General features: G+C 41.6%; 23 protein-coding genes. 11 read left to right on the top strand and 12 right to left on the bottom strand.

Annotation, left to right across the window (positions count from 1 at the left end):
• Window positions 1–83: 83 nt before the first annotated feature.
• The 4 genes from GHNINEIG_RS08545 to exbB form a co-directional block, all read right to left on the bottom strand.
• A complete protein-coding gene (locus GHNINEIG_RS08545) occupies window positions 84–527 on the bottom strand; it encodes a SufE family protein (RefSeq protein ID WP_135796256.1) in 444 nt (147 codons plus the stop codon).
• Window positions 528–631: 104 nt separating this feature from the next.
• A complete protein-coding gene (locus tag GHNINEIG_RS08540) occupies window positions 632–1585 on the bottom strand; it encodes an energy transducer TonB (RefSeq protein WP_135796255.1) in 954 nt (317 codons plus the stop codon).
• Window positions 1578–1964 carry a biopolymer transporter ExbD gene (locus GHNINEIG_RS08535; RefSeq protein WP_135796254.1) on the bottom strand — a complete coding sequence of 129 codons (387 nt, stop codon included), beginning with the start codon at window positions 1962–1964 and terminating at the stop codon, window positions 1578–1580. Before GHNINEIG_RS08535 ends, GHNINEIG_RS08540 begins: the two co-directional genes overlap by 8 nt.
• A gap of 27 nt (window positions 1965–1991) precedes the next feature.
• Window positions 1992–2435 carry a TonB-system energizer ExbB gene (gene exbB / locus GHNINEIG_RS08530; protein WP_189636864.1) on the bottom strand — a complete coding sequence of 148 codons (444 nt, stop codon included), beginning with the start codon at window positions 2433–2435 and terminating at the stop codon, window positions 1992–1994.
• A gap of 259 nt (window positions 2436–2694) precedes the next feature.
• On the opposite strand from exbB, the gene GHNINEIG_RS08525 reads away from it, so the two are divergent.
• A complete protein-coding gene (locus GHNINEIG_RS08525; RefSeq protein WP_189636863.1) occupies window positions 2695–3699 on the top strand; it encodes an MBL fold metallo-hydrolase in 1005 nt (334 codons plus the stop codon).
• A 75-nt stretch (window positions 3700–3774) separates the two neighbouring features.
• Here the strand turns inward: GHNINEIG_RS08525 and serB are convergent, their stop codons facing one another.
• Both serB and GHNINEIG_RS08515 read right to left on the bottom strand, forming a co-directional pair.
• Window positions 3775–4602 carry a phosphoserine phosphatase SerB gene (serB, locus tag GHNINEIG_RS08520; protein WP_135796251.1) on the bottom strand — a complete coding sequence of 276 codons (828 nt, stop codon included), beginning with the start codon at window positions 4600–4602 and terminating at the stop codon, window positions 3775–3777.
• Window positions 4599–5012, bottom strand: a complete 414-nt coding sequence (locus GHNINEIG_RS08515; RefSeq protein WP_135796250.1) for an RDD family protein — start codon at window positions 5010–5012, stop codon at window positions 4599–4601. Before GHNINEIG_RS08515 ends, serB begins: the two co-directional genes overlap by 4 nt.
• Window positions 5013–5117: 105 nt before the next feature.
• Between GHNINEIG_RS08515 and GHNINEIG_RS08510 the strand changes: the two genes are divergently transcribed.
• Window positions 5118–5783, top strand: a complete 666-nt coding sequence (locus tag GHNINEIG_RS08510) for an energy-coupling factor ABC transporter permease (RefSeq protein ID WP_135796249.1) — start codon at window positions 5118–5120, stop codon at window positions 5781–5783.
• Window positions 5784–5842: 59 nt separating this feature from the next.
• Here the strand turns inward: GHNINEIG_RS08510 and GHNINEIG_RS08505 are convergent, their stop codons facing one another.
• The gene (locus GHNINEIG_RS08505) at window positions 5843–6175 is read right to left on the bottom strand and encodes a hypothetical protein (protein ID WP_135796248.1); all 333 of its coding nucleotides are present in this window, start codon (window positions 6173–6175) and stop codon (window positions 5843–5845) included.
• Window positions 6176–6513: 338 nt separating this feature from the next.
• On the opposite strand from GHNINEIG_RS08505, the gene guaB reads away from it, so the two are divergent.
• The 8 genes from guaB (at window position 6514) to htpG (ending at window position 16786) form a co-directional block, all read left to right on the top strand.
• Window positions 6514–7974: an IMP dehydrogenase gene (gene guaB, locus GHNINEIG_RS08500; protein ID WP_135796247.1), complete on the top strand. Its 1461-nt coding sequence runs from the start codon at window positions 6514–6516 to the stop codon at window positions 7972–7974.
• Between the two features lie 64 nt (window positions 7975–8038).
• Window positions 8039–9619 carry a glutamine-hydrolyzing GMP synthase gene (gene guaA, locus GHNINEIG_RS08495; RefSeq protein WP_135796246.1) on the top strand — a complete coding sequence of 527 codons (1581 nt, stop codon included), beginning with the start codon at window positions 8039–8041 and terminating at the stop codon, window positions 9617–9619.
• Between the two features lie 69 nt (window positions 9620–9688).
• A complete protein-coding gene (gene tadA / locus GHNINEIG_RS08490; RefSeq protein ID WP_135796245.1) occupies window positions 9689–10189 on the top strand; it encodes a tRNA adenosine(34) deaminase TadA in 501 nt (166 codons plus the stop codon).
• Between the two features lie 118 nt (window positions 10190–10307).
• The gene (gene cheD, locus GHNINEIG_RS08485) at window positions 10308–10883 is read left to right on the top strand and encodes a chemoreceptor glutamine deamidase CheD (protein WP_135796244.1); all 576 of its coding nucleotides are present in this window, start codon (window positions 10308–10310) and stop codon (window positions 10881–10883) included.
• Between the two features lie 12 nt (window positions 10884–10895).
• Complete coding sequence (locus GHNINEIG_RS08480) at window positions 10896–12998, top strand: chemotaxis protein CheA (protein WP_135796243.1); 2103 nt, start codon at window positions 10896–10898, stop codon at window positions 12996–12998.
• A 42-nt stretch (window positions 12999–13040) separates the two neighbouring features.
• Window positions 13041–13607: a hypothetical protein gene (locus GHNINEIG_RS08475; protein WP_135796242.1), complete on the top strand. Its 567-nt coding sequence runs from the start codon at window positions 13041–13043 to the stop codon at window positions 13605–13607.
• Window positions 13608–13789: 182 nt separating this feature from the next.
• Window positions 13790–14680, top strand: coding sequence for a hypothetical protein (locus GHNINEIG_RS08470; protein ID WP_135796241.1), 891 nt, complete (start codon window positions 13790–13792; stop codon window positions 14678–14680).
• A gap of 213 nt (window positions 14681–14893) precedes the next feature.
• Window positions 14894–16786, top strand: coding sequence for a molecular chaperone HtpG (gene htpG, locus GHNINEIG_RS08465; RefSeq protein ID WP_135796240.1), 1893 nt, complete (start codon window positions 14894–14896; stop codon window positions 16784–16786).
• A gap of 53 nt (window positions 16787–16839) precedes the next feature.
• Here the strand turns inward: htpG and GHNINEIG_RS08460 are convergent, their stop codons facing one another.
• Together GHNINEIG_RS08460 and GHNINEIG_RS08455 are read right to left on the bottom strand one after the other, a co-directional pair.
• Entirely contained in the window at window positions 16840–18729 is a 1890-nt protein-coding gene (locus tag GHNINEIG_RS08460) for a S8 family peptidase (protein ID WP_189636862.1), read from the bottom strand.
• Window positions 18730–18856: 127 nt separating this feature from the next.
• The gene (locus GHNINEIG_RS08455; RefSeq protein ID WP_135796238.1) at window positions 18857–19861 is read right to left on the bottom strand and encodes a 2-hydroxyacid dehydrogenase; all 1005 of its coding nucleotides are present in this window, start codon (window positions 19859–19861) and stop codon (window positions 18857–18859) included.
• A 222-nt stretch (window positions 19862–20083) separates the two neighbouring features.
• Between GHNINEIG_RS08455 and GHNINEIG_RS08450 the strand changes: the two genes are divergently transcribed.
• The gene (locus GHNINEIG_RS08450; protein ID WP_135796237.1) at window positions 20084–21670 is read left to right on the top strand and encodes an ABC-F family ATPase; all 1587 of its coding nucleotides are present in this window, start codon (window positions 20084–20086) and stop codon (window positions 21668–21670) included.
• Window positions 21671–21776: 106 nt separating this feature from the next.
• On the opposite strand, the gene GHNINEIG_RS08445 is transcribed toward GHNINEIG_RS08450, so the two are convergent.
• From GHNINEIG_RS08445 to GHNINEIG_RS08435, 3 genes are all read right to left on the bottom strand, one after another.
• Window positions 21777–22355 carry a DUF4136 domain-containing protein gene (locus tag GHNINEIG_RS08445; protein ID WP_135796236.1) on the bottom strand — a complete coding sequence of 193 codons (579 nt, stop codon included), beginning with the start codon at window positions 22353–22355 and terminating at the stop codon, window positions 21777–21779.
• Between the two features lie 89 nt (window positions 22356–22444).
• A complete protein-coding gene (locus GHNINEIG_RS08440; protein ID WP_135796235.1) occupies window positions 22445–23350 on the bottom strand; it encodes a DMT family transporter in 906 nt (301 codons plus the stop codon).
• Complete coding sequence (locus GHNINEIG_RS08435; protein WP_135796234.1) at window positions 23350–24495, bottom strand: glycosyltransferase; 1146 nt, start codon at window positions 24493–24495, stop codon at window positions 23350–23352. The genes GHNINEIG_RS08440 and GHNINEIG_RS08435 overlap by 1 nt, the downstream gene beginning before the upstream one ends.
• Window positions 24496–24543 lie beyond the last annotated feature (48 nt).

The following is a 24543-nucleotide window of genomic DNA, read 5'->3' as shown; positions in this document are numbered from 1 at the left end:
TAAGAAAATAAAAGCCCCATTATCGGGGCTTTTTTTATGCCTGGAGAAATGTAAAAACGACCAGGCCTGGCCATTTTTAATATTTAAGAAGGAGGATTTAAGTGGGCATTCGCTTCTGCTTGGATGCGTTTGATCATATGATAAAGCCCTGTGGAGCGATTGGCGGAAAGGTGTTGTAATAACCCAATCTCACCTAAGAAATCCAACGGAGCTGTTGCAATTTCTTGAGGGGTTCGACCATTGTATATTTTAAGCAATAAGGCAATTAACCCCGAGACAATGGCTGCATCGGACATAGCTTCCATATAAAGAATGCCATCTTGTTCTTCGATATGAATCCAAACCTGAGATTGGCAGCCATGAATACGGTTGTCTTCCGTTTTATATTCTTCAGGCATGTTCTGAAGTTGCTTGCCCATATCGATTAAATATTTATAGCGGTCTTTCCAGTTATCAAAATGGGTAAAGCGTTTCACCAAATCTGCCTGTACTTCAGATAAGGTTTTTTCAGCCGGTGCGTAATTCATAGTGCTCCACATCAATTCGATTCAATGCTTTATTTTAACAAAAAAAAATTATTTTCGGAGTGAGAAGCCTATCTAGGCAAAGGAATTGTTTGATAAGAGGGTTTCTAGCGCAAAATGTATTCAATTGGCACTTGAATAGTTTTCGGCTTTTGACGCATCTCTTTTGGAAATGGCGTGTATTGATACGCCATGGTGTGACGTATGATGTTTAAAGTCGCTTCATTTAAACTTTCGAAATGAGCTGGTTTAACAATCGACAGATTTGAGATGTGCCCATCCGGGTGAAGTGTAAACTGTAATGTTACTTCGCCTTGTTGGTGACGACGTTTGGCTCTTTTCGGATAATGGTTTTGAGCCAGTGTAGCTAAATAGCGTGCCAGTTTGTTGATGTATAACGCTTCAGCGTTGATTTGCTCAGCCATGGAATAAGGGTTCGGTCGACGTCGCTCTTTTTTAATGGCCGGTTGTTTGGTAACAGTTGTGTCAACCGGTTGCGATTCCAGTTTGGGTTCAGGCTTGGGTTCAGGCTTGGGTTCAGGCTTGGGTTCAGGCTTGGGTTCAGGCTTGGGTTCAGGCTTGGGTTCAGGCTTGGGTTCAGGCTTGGGTTCAGGCTTGGGTTCAGGCTTGGGTTCAGGCTTGGGTTCAGGCTTGGGTTCAGGCTTGGGTTCAGGCTTGGGTTCAGGCTTGGGTTCAGGCTTGGGTTCAGGCTTGGGTTCAGGCTTGGGTTCAGGCTTGGGTTCAGGCTTGGGTTCAGGCTTGGGTTCAGGCTTGGGTTCAGGCTTGGGTTCAGGCTTGGGTTCAGGCTTGGGTTCAGGCTTGGGTTCAGGCTTGGGTTCAGGCTTAGGTTCAGGCTTAGGTTCAGGCTTAGGTTCAGGCTTAGGTTCAGGCTTAGGTTCAGGCTTAGGTTCAGGTTGTGCAACGAACATGGCCGTGGTTACAGCAACGGGCATCAATTGGCTGCTTTGTTGTTGTGACTGAAACGTATGCCAAAGAAAAAAACCGATGATACTGTAAATACTTGCCGTAATGCCGAAAGCCAGCACGCCTGGTTTATCCATTCTGCTTCCTTGTCAGAATGTTTAAGTTGCTTAAATGGTGTTTTTTCATTAGGTCTATGAGATTGGTGAAGTGTCCAAATTCGGCTTTTTGATCCACACGTATTTCGATGGCGTCATCTGGGTTTAGGTGTCGAAGTTCAAGATTGAGTGCTTCAAGTGTTGTTGTTTGATCGTTCAGAAACAGTTGGTTGTCTGCATTGATAGCAATGCGAAGCGAGACGTCATTGTCTGGCTTATAGGTGCTGGTTTGTTTGGTTTCAGGTAATTCTATATTCAGTTTGTCTTGAACGATGAAGCTAGCAGAGGTCAACACGATGGCTAATAAAACCAGCATGACATCAATCATCGGAATAACATTGATTTGATCAAATCGTTTCATAAGACTGTGGTTCCAGGAAAAAGCATTTTAAGAGTGCGAAGAGGCCGATTTTTTTTGATGTGCTTGATATTCAAGTTCAATCACATCGACTTTTCGTAACAAGCCGTTGTAGATAATAATGCTTGGAATTGCCAGTGCAATGCCTCCTGCGGTTGCTTTTAGGGCGAGTGCTAATCCCATCATGATTTGTCCAGTCTCAATCTGGTTGTTAAGCCCTAATTCATAAAAGGTTACCAAAATACCAAGTACGGTTCCTAATAAGCCCACATAAGGAGCATTGGAGCCAATGCTGGCTATGGTTGTTAAGTTGTTTGTGCTGGCCACTTTCAGCGCTTCCAAACTGTCATATTGATTGAGTTCTATGCGTGAGAAAAACAGCTTACGCTCAATGGCTAGCCAAACCATAATAAAGCTCATCAAGCCTAATAGGCTGAAAACGGTGATGTCTAAGTACAGTTTTAAAAATTCCATAATGTTTGCCAATTTGCCATGTAAGGTACGTGAATTAAGCCCATCATTATAAAGTAAATTACTGGGCATATTTTTGAGAAAACTTGAAGTTTACAAACACTGTTATTTTAATGAAAAACACTAATGGCAGTGTAAAGGGGCTTTGACTATAATAGTGCCCCACTAGATTATTTAAAATGATGGGTGCAGATTTTGGCTTGTTTTTGTGTGTGATTGAAAACAGCGTATCGAGCAGTACGAAGGATAAAAGGAAAATATTATGAGTGCAATGGGACGTCGTGACTTGTTAAAAGGGATGTTTGGGGTGTCGGTCGGGATGGTCGGAATGTCGGCTTTAAATCCTTTATATGCTAATGGACTGGCTGAGTTTAAAGGCCCTGCAGTACCGGATGTAGATGCAGTAAAGGTCAGTGACCGCTGTTATTATATTCCAGCAATGGGATCCGAGCCGACACCGGATAATTTCGGTATGTTTAGTAACCCTGGGTTTGTTGTGACATCTGAAGGTGTGGTTGTCATTGATACGGGTAGTTCTGTTCAAATCGGTGAAATGGTTTTGCGCCAAATCAAAAAAGTAACAGATAAACCGGTTATTAAAGTAATTAACACGCATTATCATGGGGATCACTGGTTAGGAAACCATGCGTTTGTTGCGGCCAATCCTGATGTTGATATTTACTCGCATCCGGCTTGTCAGAAAGTGCTGAAATCAGGTCAGGATAAGTTTTGGTTTAACTTTATGCAGACCAATACCGATAATAAAATTACCGGAACGGTTATTACCCTACCAACTAAATCATTAAGCGGAGGGGAAACCATTAAAGTGGGGGATACGACGTTAAAGATTCACCACTTTGGTAAAGTGCATACCGAGTCGGATATTGCGATTGAAGTTGTTGACGACAAGACGATGTATATGGGGGACATGGTAATGCGCCGTGTTGCTAATATGGCCGATGGCTCTTTTGTTGGGTCGATTAAAGCGTTAAGTGCCGTTGAAAAAATGCCAATTGACAACTTTATTCCGATGCATGGTAAGCATGAAGATGTTCAGCTGATTAAAGATGGTAAAGACTTTATGGATATCATTTATACAAAAGCCGGTGAATATTATGAAGAAGGGCTGTCTGATTTTGAAATGAAACCTAAGATTATGGCAGAACCATTTATGAAAGAAGTTGCGAGTCAATGGCCAGGCTATGAATCCACAATTGGTAAGTTTGTGGTGGTCGCTATTCAAGAATATGAAAAGAATTTATTTTAAAACTTGAGTAAATTGGCTTGAATATTAAAAAACCGACTTTATTCAGTCGGTTTTTTTATGTCTTGAGTTTGATTTTTACGCTAAAAAATCCAATACTTTATCTAGTCCGCCACGATTGATGGCGACATCTGATTGCGTCTGTACTTTCGGTTTGGCATGGTAAGCGATGCTTAAGCCCGCCTCATTCATCATCAGCAAGTCATTGGCACCATCTCCAATGGCGATGGTTTGATTCAAGCTGATGCCTAGTTCGTTGCAAATTTCTTGTAAAAAAGCCGCCTTGGCTTCAGCACCAACAATGTCACCTTGGATTTTTCCTGTTAAACATCCTTCTGCTTCATCAAGAATGTTGGCTCTTGCATAGTCGAGTTCCAGTTGTTTTTTCAAACGATCGGTGAAAAAAGTGAACCCTCCAGAAACCAAAGCAAAGGCAATATTTTTTTCTTTCAACCCTGCAATCCAAGTTTCGGCCCCTGGGTTTAGAAATAGCCGTTCATCAAACACTTTTTGCAATGCTGAGGTATTCAAGCCTTTGAGTAAGGCAACGCGTTTAGTCAAAGAAGATTCAAAATTAAGCTCTCCCCGCATCGCTGCTTCGGTAATTTCCGATACCTGAGGTTTTAAATCCATCATGTCGGCGATTTCGTCAACACACTCAATGCCGATAAGGGTTGAATCCATATCGCTGATGAGGAGCTTAATGTCGCCAGCATTAAAATGCTCAGGTAGGATATTCATGTCGATGGACAACTTTTCCGACAACTCAGCAATTTTTTCGGCAGAACATTCGTCTACGGTCACGCGAAAATGGTTGTCTACTTTTTCGGGAACCGCTAGGGCACGCTTGATTTGATTGCTTTGTTCGAAGGTTAAAGCGTTTTCATGAATAATAATTGTCGTCATTGAGCGGATTCCATTTTTTGAGAGGGCACTATTTTAGTCTTTGAAATCAAATCCTGCAAAGTTTGCTTTTGTGGGGAGAGAAAAAGTCCAATCCAGCCAATAGGGAAAAGTAAGATTCCTGTAATAAATCTCAGGTTGGCATTATGTCGTGTCATGATGTAATTGTCTTGACGAATCAATCTTAAATGCCACACTCTTAAGCCTGGTGTTTGTCCATTTAAAACCCAGAAATAGGTGAGGTAAACATAAGTGATGGCCAATAAATACACTTGGAATGCCAATAACGCAGTCGGTCTTTCTTGGAAACCTGGGCCTTGCCATAGGACGAACGGCAGGGTTGCAATGAACCAGACAGCGCATAGTAATAATAGATCGTAAAGGAACGCAAAGAGGATTTTAAAAGCTTGCATAGAACTAAATTGAAAACTCTGTTTTGGGTAAAGGTAGAATAATAATCTATTTGAGTGGTTTTCTCAGTAAGATATAAAGAATTTCGTAATGAATTGAGGTGTGTTATGAATCTTCAAGATGACGGACTTTCATGGATTTGGCTCTTGAGTGGAGGGGTGCTCTATTTTCTGGCTATGGTTTGGAGTTTAAAAACGGCACCTTGGCATAAAGTTCTGGATAAAGAGTCGCAACATGTTTTTCTTGGCGCAACCGTCATTGTCTTTCTTTTATGGAATTCTGGCGCTTCTATTGGTAGCGGATTAACGTTTCATTTGTTGATGGCCGCTCTAATCACCTTAATGTTTGGCGCACAATTTGCGATGATTTCGATGAGTTTTGCCTTGTTGGGCGTAACCGTTTTAGGGAATGCTGGGGAGTTGGCTTTTGGGCTTAATGCTGTTTTGATGGGAGTGATTCCGATACTTGTTGTTTGGTGGATTGCCATTTGGTCCTATCGTTATCTGGAGCGCAATTTCTTTGTCTTTATCCTGTTAAATGGATTTTTGGCTGCCGGTATCGCGTCGATTGTGACGTTGGCATTGTCAGCTGTTGTGATGACATGGAGCGGTGTTCAGTCGATTGAAACGCTTGAACAGTCTTTTATTCCTTATATTCCTTTGATGGCTATACCGGAAGGCTTTGTGAATGCAATGTTGCTGTTGGCTTTAGTGTTGATGAAGCCGGAATGGGTCAGCTGTTTTACCGATGAACAGTACTTAAACGGAAAGTGAAACGATAGACATAAAAAAACCGCCAGGCCTGGCGGTTTTTTCAGCAATGATGAATAGAATTATTTAATCCAAGCAGGTTTTAAGTCTGCATATTCTTTCATTTGGTGAACTTCTGCTTTAGCTGTCTTAAGGGCTTCATTCGCATATTTCATAGCGGCTTTGTCATCCCCTTTTTTCTTAGCTGCTTCAGCTTTAGCGATGTAGTGGTCAACATAAGCTTTTTTCATTTTCTTCTGTTTCCAAACATAACCATTTTTCTTAGCAATAGCATGGGTAGAAGTTGCTTCAGAAATAACGCTATCATAAGATGAAGCGGATTTTGATTGGTTACTTGAACATGCGCCTAAAGACAAAGTTGCAATAACAGCAGCACTCACTAGTAATTTTTTCATGTATATCCTCCAAGTTGAATAAGCTTATTTTATTAAAATTCTTAAGCCTGGACTTATTCTAATCATATTCTCGCACGAATAAAAGTTAAAAAACGTAGTTTTTATATCGTTTTTTTACAAATTTCGTATGGGTGTATAACTTATTAAGTTTACCCAGACGCTGTCAATCCTTATAATGTACACTATCAAGTTAAAAATCGTATTTTATTTAGGTTTTTTATTTAAAAAACGTTTCTAACACAATGTTTTTATTTAAAAAGTTAGAAATTTATTTGTTTTGACCTCAGGCGAACAAAAAATACTAATTGACCTATAAATTTTATAAAAGGTAGAAGAATATGCGCATCCTGCAAGAAGCCCTTACTTTTGATGATGTTTTATTGGTGCCAGCACACTCGAATGTGTTGCCATCAGATGTTTCATTAAAAACTCGTCTGACTCGTAATATTGAATTGAATATCCCATTTGTATCGGCTGCCATGGACACGGTGACAGAAGCGCGCTTAGCCATCTCAATGGCACAGGAAGGTGGTATCGGTATTGTTCATAAGAATATGACAATCGATGAACAAGCAGATGTGGTGACTAAAGTTAAAAAATATGAGCACGGCGTGGTTTTAGAACCGATTACAGTTCAAGTGAACGACACGGTTCAAGAAGTATTGGAAAAAACCAAGCAAAATCGAGTGTCTTCTGCGCCAGTCATGGACGGCGATGATCTGGTCGGAATCGTGACCAGTCGTGATTTAAGATATTTGGTTGACTTAGCACAGCCTGTTTCTCAGATTATGACGCCGAAAGACCGTTTAGTGACGGTTAAGGAAAAGGTAAAGCGTGAAGAAGTTTTAGAGTTATTACATCAACATCGTTTAGAGCGTTTATTAGTGGTGGATGATAACTTTAAGTTAAAAGGCATGATTACTGTTAAAGACATGGAAAAATCATCTGAGCATCCTTATGCGGCTAAAGATTCTAATGGCCGTTTGCGTGTGGGTGCTGCAGTTGGAACAGGTGCTGAAACGTATGATCGTGTGGCGGCTTTAGTGAAGGCTGGTGTTGATGTCATTATTGTCGATACAGCCCATGGTCACTCACAAGGCGTACTCGATAAAGTGAAATGGGTGAAAGACAATTATCCTCAAATTGATGTTGTTGGCGGGAACATTGCGACAGCAGAAGCTGCTTTAGATTTGGTTAAAGCGGGTGCGGATGCGGTTAAAGTCGGGATTGGGCCTGGGTCGATCTGTACAACGCGTATTGTTTCGGGGGTTGGGGTTCCTCAATTGACTGCCATTTCCAACGTTGCAGAAGCATTGAAAGACAAAGGCATTCCATTAATTGCAGATGGCGGGATTCGTTTCTCAGGTGATGTGGCAAAAGCCCTTGTATCTGGTGCATCAGCCGTGATGTTAGGCAGTATGTTCGCAGGAACTGAAGAGTCTCCAGGTGAGGTGGAATACTACCAAGGTCGTGCCTATAAGTCATACCGTGGTATGGGATCTTTAGGTGCTATGTCACAGAAACAAGGGTCTTCAGATCGTTATTTCCAATCATCCAACGCGGCAGATAAACTGGTTCCAGAAGGTATTGAAGGGCGAGTCGCTTATAAAGGACCTTTGGCACCTATTATTCACCAGTTGGTAGGTGGTATCCGATCCAGTATGGGGTATACCGGTTGTAAGGACATTAAAGAGTTTAATACCAAACCTTCTTTTGTTCGTGTATCCGGAGCGGGCATGGCAGAAAGTCATGTACACAATGTTCAGATTGTTAAGGAAGCACCTAACTACCGAGTCTAATAGATTATTCGACTCAAATTTTTACGACAAGAAACACGATTACTTTATTTTTACTGGATAACTTATGTCACAAAACAACATTCATGAACATCGCATTTTAATTCTAGACTTTGGATCTCAATACACACAGTTGATCGCTCGACGTATTCGAGAAATCGGGGTGTATTGTGAAGTAGAGCCATGGGATATTGATGTTGAGGATATTGTCAAGTTTGGCGCAAGAGGTATTATTTTATCTGGTGGTCCAGAAACCGTCACAGGTAACGATGCTCCAGTTGCGCCCACAGAAGTGTTTGAGTTAGGTGTACCTGTCCTAGGGATTTGCTACGGTATGCAAACCATGGCTGAGCAGTTAGGCGGGAAAGTGATTAATGCTACTGAACATGAATATGGTTATGCTCAAGTTCGAGCTCACGGACATACTAAGTTATTAAAAGATATTGAAGACCATGTTACACCGGAAGGTTATGGCATGTTGGATGTTTGGATGTCTCATGGTGACCGTGTGGATGTACTGCCAGAAGGGTTTAAATTGATGGCTTCAACAGGCAATTGCCCGATTGCCGGTATGGCTAATGAAGAAAAAGACTTTTATGGTATTCAATTTCATCCGGAAGTCACTCATACCACACAAGGCCAACGCATGATTGAACGTTTTGTGGTTGACCTGTGTGGTTGTGAAAAACTTTGGACAACTGAAAACATCATTGATGACAGCATTGCGCGTATTCGCCAACAAGTGGGGTCTGATGAAGTGTTGCTAGGACTGTCTGGTGGCGTGGACTCTTCGGTGGTGGCCGCCTTGTTGCATAAGGCGATTGGTAAGCAATTGACGTGTGTTTTTGTCGATCACGGTCTGTTACGTCATAAAGAGGGCGATCAGGTGATGTCCATGTTTGCTGAGAATATGGGGATTAAGGTGATTCGTGTGGATGCGGAAGATTATTTTATGAACGCATTGGCCGGAGAAGCGGATCCTGAGAAGAAGCGTAAGATTATTGGGCATGCATTTATTGAAATGTTTGATCAAGAATCGGCTAAATTGACTGGTGTGAAATGGTTGGCTCAAGGAACGATTTATCCGGATGTTATCGAATCGGCTGGCTCGAAGACTGGAAAAGCCAAAGTCATCAAATCGCATCACAATGTGGGTGGTTTGCCAGAGGATATGAAACTGGAGTTACTGGAGCCTTTGAGAGAATTGTTTAAAGATGAGGTTCGTAAGTTGGGGGTTGCGTTAGGCTTACCTTCAGATATGGTTTACCGCCATCCATTCCCTGGTCCAGGTCTTGGGGTTCGAATTTTAGGTGAAGTTAAAAAAGAATATGCTGACATTCTGCGTTTAGCGGATCATATCTTTATTGAAGAGCTCAGAGCCGCTGACTTGTATGATAAAACTTCTCAAGCATTTACCGTTTTCTTGCCTGTTAAATCTGTTGGCGTGGTTGGAGATGCCCGTCGCTATGATTATGTGGTATCGCTAAGAGCTGTTGAAACAATTGATTTCATGACCGCTCGTTGGGCTCACCTTCCTTACGATTTCCTGGAAAAGGTTTCTAACCGTATCATTAACGAAATTCCTCGTATTACACGAGTAACGTATGATATTTCCAGTAAACCGCCTGCCACGATTGAGTGGGAATAATCTTGAAAACGCCTCTTAGAACACTTGTTTTAAGAGGCGTTTTTTTTAAACACCGACTTTATTATTCTTATGTTAACCGTTTCTGAGACACTTTCTGCTTCTGAACAAGATGTTTTCTGGATGACTCATGCGATGTCATTAGCTAAAAAAGCCGAACAACAAGGTGAAATCCCTGTAGGTGCGGTATTGGTTAAAGATTTTGAGTTGATTGCTGAGGGATGGAATCAAACCATTCAAACTCATGACCCGACAGCGCACGCTGAAGTGGTCGCTTTACGGAAGGCTGGAGCAGAAGAAGAAAACTATCGTTTAAATGATTTAACCTTATATGTAACATTAGAGCCGTGTCCGATGTGTGCCGGCGCAATGGTTCATGCTCGATTAAAAAGGTTGGTCATTGCGGCTAAGGATTTCAGGACAGGGGCGGCGGGTTCTTTGATCAATTTGGTGCAAGAACCAAGGCTAAATCACCAAGTTAAAACAGACTTTGGCGTTTTAGAATCCGAAGCCAGTGAAATGCTGAGTGGATTCTTTCGTAGAAGGCGTCTAGAAAAGAAAAAAGCTCGCTAATTTTCGTAAAAGTCGTGAAACAAATACTTGCCACTTATGGGAATAAATGCGAGTATAACTGTTATAAAAAGAATAAAGATAAAAGCAAAAATTAATCGCAGATAGGTTTTGCCGAATTATGCAAAAAAGTGTGGATCCAGCTGAAGGAATAACAACATATAAGATTTTGCCGGGTGAATTTTACGTTACCAAAGATAATGAACGTATAGAAACGGTGCTGGGTTCCTGTATTTCTGCTTGTGTCAGAGACCCCGTCACAGGCGTCGGTGGAATGAATCATTTTATGTTGCCTGTTGATAAAAACTCCACAGGTGCTTCTGAACTATCTGATGCGAACCGTTATGGCAACTATGCCATGGAAAATTTAGTCAACGCGTTGCTTAACGCAGGCGCTAGAAGAGAACGGCTTGAATTTAAATTATTTGGTGGGGGACGCATCATGAGCTCCACTACCAATATCGGTTGGTACAATATTGGCTTTGCTTTTGATTATATCTATACCGAAGGGTTTAAAATTGTTTCGCAGGATATCGGAGATGTTTATCCTCGAAAAATTTTATATTATCCAAACTCGGGTAGAGTTAGAGTTCGGCGTTTGAATGCGATGCACAATCAATCATTAGCTGCTGAAGAAAGCCGTTATATTAATAATATTGGATCAAAACCTGTTGAGGGTGATGTAGAACTTTTCTGAGGAAACCATACTATGGACATGATGGAAACTTTTCGCCAGACTTACCTAGAAGAAAGTTTTGAAGGACTGGATGTGATGGAAGCCGGCCTTCTGGACTTGTCGCCAGGAACGCCTGATAATGAAAAAATTAACGAAATTTTCCGTGCAGCGCACTCAATAAAGGGTGGAAGTGGTACCTTTGGATTCACTGAAATTATCGACTTCACGCATGTTTTAGAAACGCTCTTAGATGAAATGCGTGACGGCCGTAGGGATGTTACTCAGGAAGCAACAGATACGATGTTACAAGCAGTCGATGTACTTAGAGACATGATGACGCGCTTGCAGAACCATGAAGAAATTGATGAAGCCCGAGCCAGTGAAGTCCAAAAAGACATGGAAGCCATTTTAAATGGCGGAAGTGTCGATGCTGGTTCAGAGCCGTCGTCTCCTGAAGCGCAATCGCCTGAAGAAAACCAAACGAATGCCTCTACAGGTACCGGTTCTTGGGTCATTGATTTGGTTCCAGAAAAAGAATTGTTGCAGACAGGAAATGAACCGATTCGTATTTTCCGAGAACTGGAAACGTTAGGTGATATCTCGGTTACTGTCGATGATTCTGCATTGCCTGATGTAAATGAATTAAACCCTGAAGATTTGCACTTGAAGTGGCAAGTTACCTTAACAGGTGAGGGCATTGATGAAGAAGATGTCAAAGAAGTATTTGAGTGGATTGACGGGGATGGTGCTGAAGTCAGAATTACGGCTCCTTCTATAACCGCATCCGAGTCAACGACGGCTAATGCAGAACCTGCAACGCAAGCTACCCAACAAAATGTTGCCACCGAAACGGCAGCTTCTGCAACACCGAAAACAGAAGTTAAGAAACCCGCATCAGCGGCCAAGCCTGCTCAAGCGGCGAGTGCGCCTAAGCAAGACAGTTCGATTCGTGTCGATTTAAGTAAAATTGATCAACTAGTGAACTTGGTTGGTGAGCTGGTTATTACACAATCAATGCTAAGTCAGTTTGGAGAGCAAGCTGAACAAAATGAAGATTCTGATTGGGCCGATAAGCTTAAAGAAGGGTTGACCCACCTCGAACGACATACGCGAGACCTCCAAGAAAGTGTGATGAATATTCGTATGTTACCAGTGAGCTTTGCGTTCAACCGTATGCCTCGTATTGTGCATGATGTCAGCAAGAAGCTAGGAAAGTCAATTAACTTGGTGATGGAAGGGGAAAATACCGAACTGGATAAAACCATGTTGGAAGCCTTGACGGACCCTTTAGTACATATCGTCCGTAATTCGATTGACCATGGTGTGGAGTCCCCAGAAGTTCGATTGGAAGCCGGTAAAGCTGAAACTGGCACTGTAAAAATGGCCGCTTTCCATCAAGGTGGCAACATCCTGATTCAAATAACAGATGACGGTGCCGGGATCAATGCTGATAAGGTTCGCCAAAAAGCGATTGAAAAAGGGGTGATTGAAGAAGATCACAAGATGTCGGAAGAAGAGATTATTGATTTGATCTTCCATCCTGGTTTTTCAACTGCAGATGTCATCAGTGATGTATCCGGGCGTGGTGTTGGTATGGATGTGGTTCGTCGAAATATCCGAGGGCTAGGCGGCTCAGTTGAAGTGAAAACAGAAAGAGGACATGGAAGTGTCTTTACGATTCGTTTACCTCTAACACTGGCCATTTTGGATGGGCAGTTAGCGAAAGTTGGATCAGAGACTTATGTCTTCCCGCTGGTTTCTATTGTTGAATCGATCCAGGTTGATAAATCTTTGGTGAAAGGTATTGCTGGTCAGACTGAGCTTTATAAGTTAAGAGATAGCTATATTCCGGTTATTCGTCTGCACCAAAAGCTTGGTATTAAAGATGCCAGAACAGATTTAGAAGAAGGACTGCTTGTTGTGGTTGAAGATGGCGGCAAACGTGCCGGTATTTTTGTGGATGATTTGCTTGGACAACAACAAGTCGTGATTAAAAGTTTAGAAAGTAACTTTATGAAAATCAGCAGCATTGCCGGTGCCACTATCTTAGGGGATGGAACGGTTTCATTGATTTTGGATGTCACTGAGACACTGGCTTCCCACAAGGGTGGCAATCTACAATCAAATGCTGCATAAAGTTAACGATAATAAAAAGAATAAGAGAGTTTAGAGAGTTTTATGCCATTCGCATTAGGTGCAAAAGAAGTTCAAGAAACCATTATGGTTTTAAATTTATCGGTTGCTCAGATAGAGTTGTCCATTTCAGAGGGAGATAACTCGGTTAATACCTTGATTGATTCTTTTACATATATGTCTGAACACATCGAGGCGATTGAGTTATCGAGCCAAAAAATTGCCGAGATGTCGAATGATGTTGCGGGTATTGCAGAGCACAACCAGTCTTTATTGGTTCAAACCGGTGACTTGGCGCAAAAAATGCAACAAGCGATTATTGCCTTTCAATTTTACGATAAATTAAGCCAACGATTGAATCATGTGTCGCATGGCTTATCAGGCCTGGCTGAAATTGTATCGCACGAAATGCATGCTAAAGATGAAGCGCAGTGGGAAGCGTTTAAGTCAGAAGTTCGTAAAGGCACCACGATGCGTGAGGAAGAAGAGTTGTTTGAATTGATTTTTGATGAAGAAAAACCTGCGGAAGAAGCGATTGAAATCATGAAGACGCGAATGCGCGATAGAATGAATGTCGCAGAAGAAGTTGAAGAAGAAATTGAGTTTTTCTAAGCATTAAACAATTTTGCATTATTTTACGTAAAGCGCCTTATTAGGCGCTTTTTTTATTCATTCAGAAAAATATATTAGCATTTTACGATTTTCTTAATTTGACCATAAATAAATTGAATTTTTAATCCATCAAAAAATTTATAAAAATAGAGACCCTTTTAAAAGATAAATGGATACTCTACATGAAAATTAAGTCTTTTTGGTTAGCAGGTTTGCTAACGGCTTCTTTAATGGCAAGTTCAGCATCGGCCTTTGCTGCAAATTATATGCCTTTTGTTCTAGGGACAACCTCCTCTGACTCTGTTTCAGTGGTCGCTGATAAAACAAAATCCGCGTTGACAGAAAATGGATTTGAAGTGGTCGGAACCTATAAACCAAATGCTGATACCGAAGTGATTGTGGTCACTAACGAAACCTTAAAGCAATTGGCGGCACAGTCTAAAAATGGTGGCTTCGGTGCCATGGAGCGTGTTTCGATTGTAAAACGTGGTGGTCAAACAGAAGTGTCTTACACCAACCCAGTTTATATGTGGAATGTTTATCGAATGGAAGGGAACATTGAACCTGTTCAAGCAGCAATGGAAAAAGCACTAGGTAAACAAAAAGAATTCGGTGCAGAGTCTGCATTAAGTGCTGAAGAATTAAGAGAATATCATTATAAGTTTATGATGCCTTATTTTGATGACATCGATGAGCTGGCTGAATATGGTTCTTATGATGAAGCGATCAGCACGATTGAATCCGGTCTATCAGCAGGTAAAGGTGGTGTTACAAAAGTTTACCGTATTGATATTCCAGGTAAAGAAATGTCTGTTTTTGGTGTGACGTTTGCAAAAGGCGAAGGCTCTGATAAAAATATCCTAACGCAAATCGATCAGAATGGAACTTCTCATGCTGCGCACTTGCCTTATGAAATCTTAGTGAATGAAGATGAAGCGATTGCTTTGAATGGTAAGTTTCGCATCGCGATTAATTGGCCGAGCCTTTCTATGATGGGGTCAGGTAGTTTTATGTCAATTGCTAATGCCCCAGATGAAATTAAAGCGGCTTTAGAAACGGTAACGGAAAAATAAGCCCCCATTTTTTCTTGTTATGTCGAAAAGCACCTTTTTAGGTGCTTTTTTGTTTTCAGGCAAATTAAACGAAAAAAAATGACCGTTTATACTTGAAAATACTCCTTCCTGTCCCCATTTATATCCTAAATTTTCAATCAATGGTTATATTCAAATAACCGTCTTATTCATTCATGATTTATGCTTAAACGTTAAGTTAAGGAGAAATATTCAATGAGCCATACGGAAACTCATGCGTTTCAAACTGAAGTGAATCAGTTGCTAAAACTGATGATTCATGCCCTGTACAGTAATAAAGAGATCTTTTTACGAGAGTTGGTTTCAAATGCCTCTGATGCATTGGATAAATTGCGTTTTGAATCAGTGTCAAATGATGCCTTATCAGAAGGGGAGTCAGAGCTTGCAATCCAGGTAGGGTTTGATAAGGAAGCTAGAACCGTATCGATTATTGACAATGGGATTGGGATGACGCGTGATGAAGTCATTGCTAACATCGGTACCATCGCAAACTCCGGAACAAAAAAGTTTCTTGAAAATATGACGGGCGACCAAGCCAAAGACAGTCACTTGATTGGGCAATTTGGGGTTGGTTTCTATGCGTCATTCATTGTTGCAGATAAAGTGACGTTGACCACGCGTAAAGCAGGGGATGAAAAATCAGAAGGAACCCGTTGGGAATCGACAGGCGAAGGGGAGTATACGCTTGAAACTGTTGAAAAAGAAACCAAAGGAACCGAGATCACGCTTCACTTGAAAGAAGACATGGATGAGTTCTTAGATGACTTCAGATTAAAGAACATTATCACGACGTATTCTGACCACATTAATTTCCCAATTAAAATGTGGCAAGTTAAGTTGGATGATGAAGGTAAAGAAACCGAAGAGAAAACATTAGAGCAGGTCAACAAAGCAACTGCGATTTGGACGCAGCCTAAATCTGAATTATCGGATGAAGACTACAATAACTTCTATCAAACCGTTTCGCATGATTATGAAAACCCTTTAGCTCATATTCATAATAAAGTGGAAGGAACGCTGGAATATACTTCATTGCTTTATCTTCCTAAAAAAGCACCGTTTGATTTGTATGATAGAGATCGCCGCTACGGACTAAAACTGTATGTGAAACGTGTCTTTATCATGGATGATGCCGAACACCTGATGCCGACGTACTTGCGTTTTGTTCGTGGGGTTATTGATTCAAATGACTTACCGTTGAACGTTTCACGAGAGATTCTACAAAGTAATCGTGTGGTGGATAAAATTCGTTCAGCATCGGTTAAGCGTGTCCTTGACCAGTTAGCCAAAATGGCAAAAGCGGAAGATCAATCTGATTATGAAACGTTCTGGGATCAGTTTGGTAATGTCATGAAGGAAGGGATTATTGAAGACTTTGCGAATAAAGATAAAATCGCGAAATTGCTTCGTTTTTCTTCAACGCATGAATTTTCTGGACCGGCTCAACGAGTGTCTTTACAAGATTATATTGATCGAATGGGAGAAGACCAAGAGGCCATTTACTACATTACAGCAGATACGTATGCTGCCGCAACCGGTAGCCCTCACTTAGAAATGTTCCGTAAGAAAGGCATTGAAGTCTTGTTGTTGACGGATCGTATTGATGAGTGGTTGGTTTCTCACCTGACAGAGTTTGAAGGCAAGCAGCTGAAATCCGTGACTTCTGCAGACTTAAAAGAGTTTGATGAAGAAGCAGAAAAGGAGTTGTCTGAAGAAGATAAAAAAGCGCGTGAAGCTTTAACAGAGAAAGTGAAAAAAGCGATTGAAGATCAAGTTTCCGATGTCAAAATCACACACCGCTTAACCGATTCACCGGCTTGTGTGGTGTCTGCGGAAGGTGATATCTCAGCGCATATGGCGCGCATGATGGAGCAAATGGGACAAGCGATGCCGAAGCAAAAGCCGGTGTTGGAATTGAATCCCGAACACGCATTGGTGAAAAAGCTGGACAGCTTAGAAGATGAACCGAAAGTGAAAGAGTGGTCTTTGTTCTTATTGGAGCAAGCGCAATTAGCGGAAGGGGATCAGTTGGAAAAACCAGCGGACTTCATTAAACGAATGAATGCGTTGTTAAGTGAAGTGATTTAAAACTATCCATCCGATCAAAAATAAAAAAAGCCCCAACTTGTTGGGGCTTTTTTTTAGAAAGTCGTTTTAAATTGCAGTGCGATATTTTGATCAAATTTATCTGAATAGGCGCTGACTTTGAAATGAGGAAGATTCAGATAAACCCCTTTGGCAAAGTTATCTTGTGATTCTTTGAGCGTTTGACTTTGATAATACAACCGGCCATCTCCTATGGAACGAGGAAGCGTCATATCAATGTTTAAGTCAGAAATGGTGTACTTTCCAATTACCCCAGCCTGTATGCTGGGAGCATGTAAAAAGTCCAGTTTTAAAAAAGCCGCTTTTTGATTGAGGGACATGGTATCCAATAAACCGCTCCCTTGATATTTTTCGATAGAATACTCAATTCCCGTTTTGACAAAGTCCGATTGCAGAGTGGCTTTGACGCCATGAGCAGTACGGTTGTTGGCACCATAAAAAGCGTTTGTCTGGTCCTCGCTGGAGGCAAAGTACGTCAGCGCAATGTTTTTATATTGTAATGACGTGATATACCCAGCAGCATCGTCTAACGTTGAGTTGACCTTTTGGCTATTATATTGATTCATTACATTGGTACTGAACCCAATTTGATAAGTATCTGTTGTCAACAGAATGGTTTCTAGTGTTCTATTTTGTGAAAATAAATTATGAGCAAACCCGTTAAATCCGAGTATGGGACTGTCGACATTATAACGAGAGGTTTGTTGCTTGAAACCAAGCTGCATGCCGTTTTTTAAATGCATAATACTGAGAGGTGGTGGTGACACCATTTCAATTAGTTTTTGAGAAAAGTCTGTTTCAGGTCGAGCTGTTTGGGTTGAAAAAGTGGCTTCAAAATCTCGATGATATTGATCGACAAAGGCGGCATTAAACTGTAGCGTTGAAAACCCAGCAGGTAAAGTGATTGCCGCTGCCTCTAACGGTAACGACGCAGTGCTGGTGTCAAAGCTGGCTGTACCAACCGGAGAGTAGGCGGCCTCTAAATCAACCATGCCTTGCCCATGTGTGGCTGGAGAATAATCGGGAATGTTTTTATTGGCAGTGTCCAGTAATATTTGTGCTAAGTCATTGACGCCAGTCGTAGACCATCTTTGTTTCATCAAAGCCAAAGCGCCTGATACGTTGGCAGTCGCACCAGAGGTACCTATAGAAAGCCCTCCGACAATAGTGCTGTCACCTGGCGCCACTAAAAACCGATTTTGATATTCGATGCTACTCCCTGGTGTATTGGAATAAGAAGCCAACGTGGCATCTAGATTGACAGCACCGACAAATAGAATGTTATCTGGTTGTAAGACAACGATGTCGGCATAAGTGCTTTCATTAATCGGGGCATCGAAGTCAAGGCCTTCATTACCGGCAGCATGCACAATCACCGTATTGGTGGCATCAATCTTATCAATGACGGCTTTTAATGTATTACTGAATGTGTCTGAGCTGTAGTTTTTGGGGAAGATAATTGGGGATTGGGAGAAAGAAAGATTAACAATCCGGGCATTATGATCAATGGCCCAATCAGTTGCCATGACCTGATCACCCATGTCGGTATAGCCATCTTTTGAAATCACGCCATGTACCATCGTGGCACCTGGGGCAATTCCGACAGACTGAGAGCCGATGATTTCAGCCATATCCTGACCGTGATTATTTCCTCCGGTGTCATAGGTATAAGTATCCGAAGTTTTTGCCAGCTGGTCATCATAGCGCTGGTTTTCAAGTACAGAGACATCAAAATCGACCGAACTGGGATCCGCAATCCCCGTATCGAGTACCGCAACAGTGACGCCAGAGCCATCATAACCATTATCCGACCAAACAGCGGATTTAATGAGTTCTTTGTTATCTGCAGCAACCGGGTAAGATATTGGTGTGGTTGGAATGGTGCTGGAAGACCCGCCACTGCTACAGGCTGTTAATAAACTCAAGCTGCTGAAGCAGACAAGAAGCAGGGAGTAAGCTCTGTTTGGATAGGTGTTCATAGAAACCTTTTAATACTAACAAAAACCATTAATCTATTATTGTATCGGGTTTTGAGGATGTGAATATTAAGCTTTATTTATCCTCACACAATACACAACGATCATGTTTAATGTTCTGTTGCTGATAATCCAGAATATTCTCAATGGTGGTTCGGGTAATATTCGTTAAGGCTTCCTGAGTAAAAAATGCCTGATGCCCCGTGATTAATACATTCGGAAAAGTGACTAAGCGTTCAAAAGCATCATCTTGAATGATTTCCTCAGAATGATCTTCAAAAAACAGGTTTTCTTCCTGTTCATATACATCAATCCCCAAATAACCAATTTTTTCGGATTTAAGCCCTGCGATTAAAGCATCGGCATCCATTAAAGCGCCGCGACTGGTGTTGATGAGCATCACGCCAGATTTCATTTGATTAATGGCCTCAGCATCAATGATATGGTGCGTTTCAGAAAGTAATGGCATATGCAAAGAAATAATGTCACTTTGCTGGTATAAAGTTGCCAAGGAAACATATTCGGCGCCATATTCAATCGCCTGCTGGTTTGGGAAAGGGTCATAAACCAATACATTTAACCCTAAGCCCGTTAAGATGCGAGTCATTTCCAAGCCAATTCGCCCAGTGCCCATAATGCCTGCGGTTTTTTGAAATATATCAAAGCCTAACAAGCCTTCTAAGGTAAAGTTGCCGTCTCGAATACGATTGTAAGCACGATAGGTTTTTCGGTTCAAGCTCATTATGAGCGCTAAAGCATGTTCTGCGACAGCCATCGGTGAATAGGCCGGAACGCGTAATATGGTGAGCTTGTGTAAGCGTGCGGCTTCAATATCTACATTGTTAAAGCCTGCGCATCTCAAAGCAATCAGTTTGACGCCATAAGAGGCCAGCTGTTGAATCACTGCTTCTGAAAGATCATCATTCACAAACACGCAAATGGCTTCAAATCCTTGCGCAAGCGGTGCAGTTCTTTCTGATAAATGTGCTTCCAAAAATACAAATTCAAGCGGGGCAGCTTGACTGTTGTTGGCAAAGAAATTCTTATCAGTTTTGGTTGCACTGAAGAAGGCTACTTTCATTGGCTTTCCTTTCTGACTTAACAGGCTGTTTGACGGTTTAAGGATGTTTGGCATTGCTTAAACCGTCCGTAAAGGTTTGATAGAAGCTATCGCCTTGTTTTTAATCTCAAAAAACAGCCAGGCCTGGTCGTTTTTTACCACGATTTATGCCACAATAGCGCTCAATTTTATCTCGCTGTCTTTTCTATTGGCACAGCACTTTATATCTTTAAGGATTTTGTTTTGATTTCAACTGCAAATATTACCATGCAATTTGGCGAAAAGCCGCTTTTCGAAAACATCAATATTAAGTTTGGTAACGGTAATCGTTATGGTCTGATTGGGGCGAATGGTTGTGGGAAATCAACCTTTATGAAAATTTTAGGGGGGGATTTAACGCCCAGCTCTGGTCAGGTGATGTTGGATCCGACCGATGTTTTAGGGAAGTTGAAGCAGGATCAGTTTGCTTATGAAAACTACTCCGTCGTGGATACCGTGATTATGGGAGACACGGAACTTTGGGAAGTTAAAAAAGAACGTGATCGTATCTACAGCTTGCCGGAAATGTCTGAAGAAGATGGTATCAAAGTCGCTGAGCTGGAAGTCGCTTTCGGTGAAATGGATGGGTATACCGCGGAATCTCGCGCAGGGGAACTTTTACTAGGATTAGAAATTCCGGTAGAGCAACATTTTGGGCTGATGTCCGAAATAGCCCCTGGTTGGAAGCTGCGTGTTCTATTAGCACAAGCATTATTTGCCAACCCGGATATTTTGTTGCTTGATGAGCCGACCAACAACTTAGATATTAATACCATCCGTTGGCTGGAAGGAGTGCTGAATGAACGTAAAAGCACCATGATTATTATTTCGCATGATCGTCATTTCTTGAACTCAGTATGTACGCATATGGCTGATTTGGATTATGGTGAGCTGAATATCTATCCAGGTAATTACGATGAATACATGTTTGCTTCGACCCAAGCGCGTGAACGTTTGTTAGCCGATAATGCGAAAAAACAGGCTCAGATCAATGACCTTAAAAGCTTCGTGAGTCGTTTCTCTGCAAATGCCTCAAAAGCCAAACAAGCCACATCGCGCCAAAAACAACTGGATAAGATTGAACTGGAAGAAGTGAAGCCTTCTAGCCGGGTCAATCCTTTTATTCGCTTTGAGCAGGATAAGAAATTATTCCGTTTGGCTTTAGAAATTGAGCACTTAACTAAATCTTATGATGAACTGACCATTTTCAAAGATATGAATATGATGCTTGAAGCGGGTGAGAAACTTGCTGTATTAGGTCCTAACGGGATTGGTAAAACGACTTTCTTGAAAACCTTGGTGGGGGACACTGATATTGATTCAGGCAAAGTGAAATGGTCAGAGAATACACAGATTGGTTATTATGCCCAGGATCACGCCCATGATTTTGAGGAAGATTTAACCTTGTTAGATTGGATGTCACAATGGAAAGCTGAAAGTGATGACGAACAAGCTGTGCGAGCGGTTCTAGGTAAGATGCTATTCTCCCAAAAAGAAATTGATAAGTCTGTGAAAGTGCTTTCAGGGGGCGAGCAAGGTCGCATGCTGTTTGGTAAGTTGATGCTACAAAAACCTAATGTGTTGATTATGGATGAGCCAACCAACCATTTGGATATGGAATCGATTGAGTCTTTGAACCAAGCTTTGGAAGAGTTCGAAGGGACGGTTATTTTTGTATCTCATGACCGTGAGTTTGTTTCCTCTCTGGCGACCCGTTTATTAGTGATGTCTCCAGATGGGATAGACATTTATCAAGGCAACTATGAAGCGTATTTAGAAGAAAATACTTAATATCCTGTGAATAGAGGCAGGGACTGCTTGCTTCTTAATAAAAAAGCCGCGAACATGAGTTTTATGAACGCGGCTTTTTTGCGTTTGAAACAGAAAGATTCTTTTCTTACTTTGTCGTTGAAGGTGGATATTGCTCTAATAATTTTTGTACCACTTTATTAACCAACTCAGTGGTTTCTTCTGAATTCAGATGGTCTTCAATATAAGTTGTGCTGGTTCCTCGCCACAGCAATTTTTGATTGGTATCTAGGATATCAATCACCAACCGGCCTTCTTCATATTGCTCGACATCGGGTGAAGTCTGAATCCCTATTCCTCCATAGCTGCCACCGCCGAAGGTGCCAAAACCAATTGAAGTGGTAACCGGCTGTGAACGAATTTTTGATTTTGTACCGACGTGATAGGTAATAAAAGCATCCGGATTTTCAGTGACAAACTGATGGCCTTTCGCTTGCATTTCAGTCGTAATGGCTTTATCAATGCGTTTTGCAATTAAAGGGTTTTTCTTAGCAAATTCTGAAGCTTTCGGATCAATCTGTTTGTCCTTAGGCACCCACTGCAATGTTTTGATGGCTGTAAAGTTAGCGTTATCATCATAGTCCTGGCTTACTTGAATGCCGGAACAGGCACTCAGTAGTCCTAGAAAAGATAATATCCATACGGTGTTTAATATTTGTTTTTTCATGCTCGAAAGTCCTTTAGTGTCTTTTTTATTTTAATCCAACTGTCGGCCTAAGCAAATAGGGGCAGACTTAAAATACCCTGAAGGTCTGTTTATCGATTTATTGGAAGCTGTTTTTGGGTAATAAAATAGCTGCCAATAACGATAGGCAGTCCTCCTAATATCTGCGTCCAAGTCGGTGCGTCATCCAAATACCAATAAGCCAGTAATAACGTTAATAAAGGGGAAAAGGCATACAGTGCATTTACCTTGGTGATAGGAAGGAGGTGCAACGCTTCAACCCAAAGCATCTTAGAAATAAAGAAGACCAAACCGCCGGTTAAAACAATCCACAGCCATTGCGCTTGAATCATCTCCCAACTAGGGGCAGGTTCAAAATATAGTGCCAGTAAGTAAATGAAAGGCAACGCGATTAAGGTTCGAATCATTAAAATGGTTTCGCTAGAGACGAATGATCGGGCACGTTTTTGGTATAAGTTGGCAAACGGCGCAATGATGGCGGCCAATAATGCCAATCCATCCCCTAAATTGAGGGTGAGCTTGTTAGGGAATAAAATGACGACCGCCCCTAAAGTCATTAATACCACACCAACCAAATGACCTTTGCCCAGGGTTTCTCCCGGTTTTCGACCTAGAAATAAATAACTGAACAGCACCTGTAAAAAAAGAATAATTGCCACGTGACTGGGAGAGGTCGTTTGTAAAGCGAGAAAAATCAAACTGAATAAACTGGTGATGAATAAACTGGTGAGCGCTAAGTTTTTATAGGCCTCGGTGCGTTTTAACTCGCTGAGTTTTCCACGTATCAAAAACCAGCTCACTAACAACACGGCGGCGACAATTAAGCTATAAAAGTAGGCGTGTAATGCGCCTAATGCCACAACCGTAAAAAAGGCAAAAATTGGAAAGTGTGCTTCAATGATTGAGAGTAAAAGGGTGTATGCTTCCCCTTTAACTTGGGATTTATTGTGCGGTAGTGAGATGTTGGAATGAGACATTAAAGTATTTCTGTTAAGTGTTGATGCCGGAATTGTTGGAAAGACTTAACAATATCATATTGCTCCGCATTCGGTCGACTGTTGTTTGTCCAAAGGTGGCGAATTTCCTCCTGGGTTATCACCTTTTGAAGTGCATTCACCCAGGCCTGGGTATTATTGGCTTCAATAACTTGACCACTGTTCTCATGAAGAAGGCTTTGTGGCCCACCTTTATCCGAAACCAAACACCCAATTCCACTGGCCTGCGCTTCCATAATAACCTGCCCTAGCGTGTCTGTGGTGGAAGGAAAAATAAAGCAATCAGAAGATGCGTAAAGTTCTGAGAGCGCTTGACCTTGAATGGGGCCGAGAAAGTGGATATGAAAAGGGCGCATTTTATTAGCCCATTTTCGGTAACGACCTTCTCCTACCAGAATTAAGTCGGCTTTTAAGTCAGGGTTCTTTTGATAGAGCGTTTGCCAAACTTCCAGTAAAAAAGGGATGTTTTTTTCGATATTGATTCGACCAACATACAGTATTTTTAAGCGTTGGGGAGATAAATTAAATTTTTTCCAAATAGAAGGGGTTTGATAATCTGGATGGAACCGTTGTAAATGAGTGCCAGGAAAAAGGGTGGATGTTTTATTTTTAGACAGTTTAAGATCTTTTTGCAGGATGTCGAGATAGGTATCCGATCGAGAGAAGATGTGTTCAAAGTTCTGATAAAACCGGGTCATGGTTTTATCAGTCTGTTTTTTGACCCAGTTTGACCGGGTTAAATCGTATAGATAGGCTGGAAAATCGGTGTGATAGGTGCCAAACAATGGAATTGACAGTTTTTCAGCCTCTTTTTTGGCTGCCCAACCAAAAGGACCGGGAGTTGAAATGTGAACATGATCGGGTTGTTGGTCGATTAAGAATTGACGAATGGCTTTGCGACAGGGCAATACCAGATCTAGCTCTTGATAGAAAGGCATCGCCACTTTAAAGCGATAGGGCAAATTATGGATGTAAGAGGTATCCGGAATGGGTTTTGAGGTTGATGTGGCGATGTGTAGTTGAAAATTAAATTCTGGATGTTGATTTGCTTGCTCCCCCATGTCTTGAATGAAACGGGAAACACCATTCAAATCGCCGAGCGTATCGGTAAATAAACACACCTTCATGCTTTCATGTCCTTCCAAAATCAACTCGAAAGGCTTTATTTTAGAAGG

The sequence above is a fragment of the Hydrogenovibrio crunogenus genome (assembly GCF_004786015.1).
GTDB lineage: Bacteria > Pseudomonadota > Gammaproteobacteria > Thiomicrospirales > Thiomicrospiraceae > Hydrogenovibrio > Hydrogenovibrio crunogenus.
The sequence above is the reverse complement of the archived record's forward strand: the minus strand, read 5'-3'. Positions and strand labels throughout refer to the sequence as shown.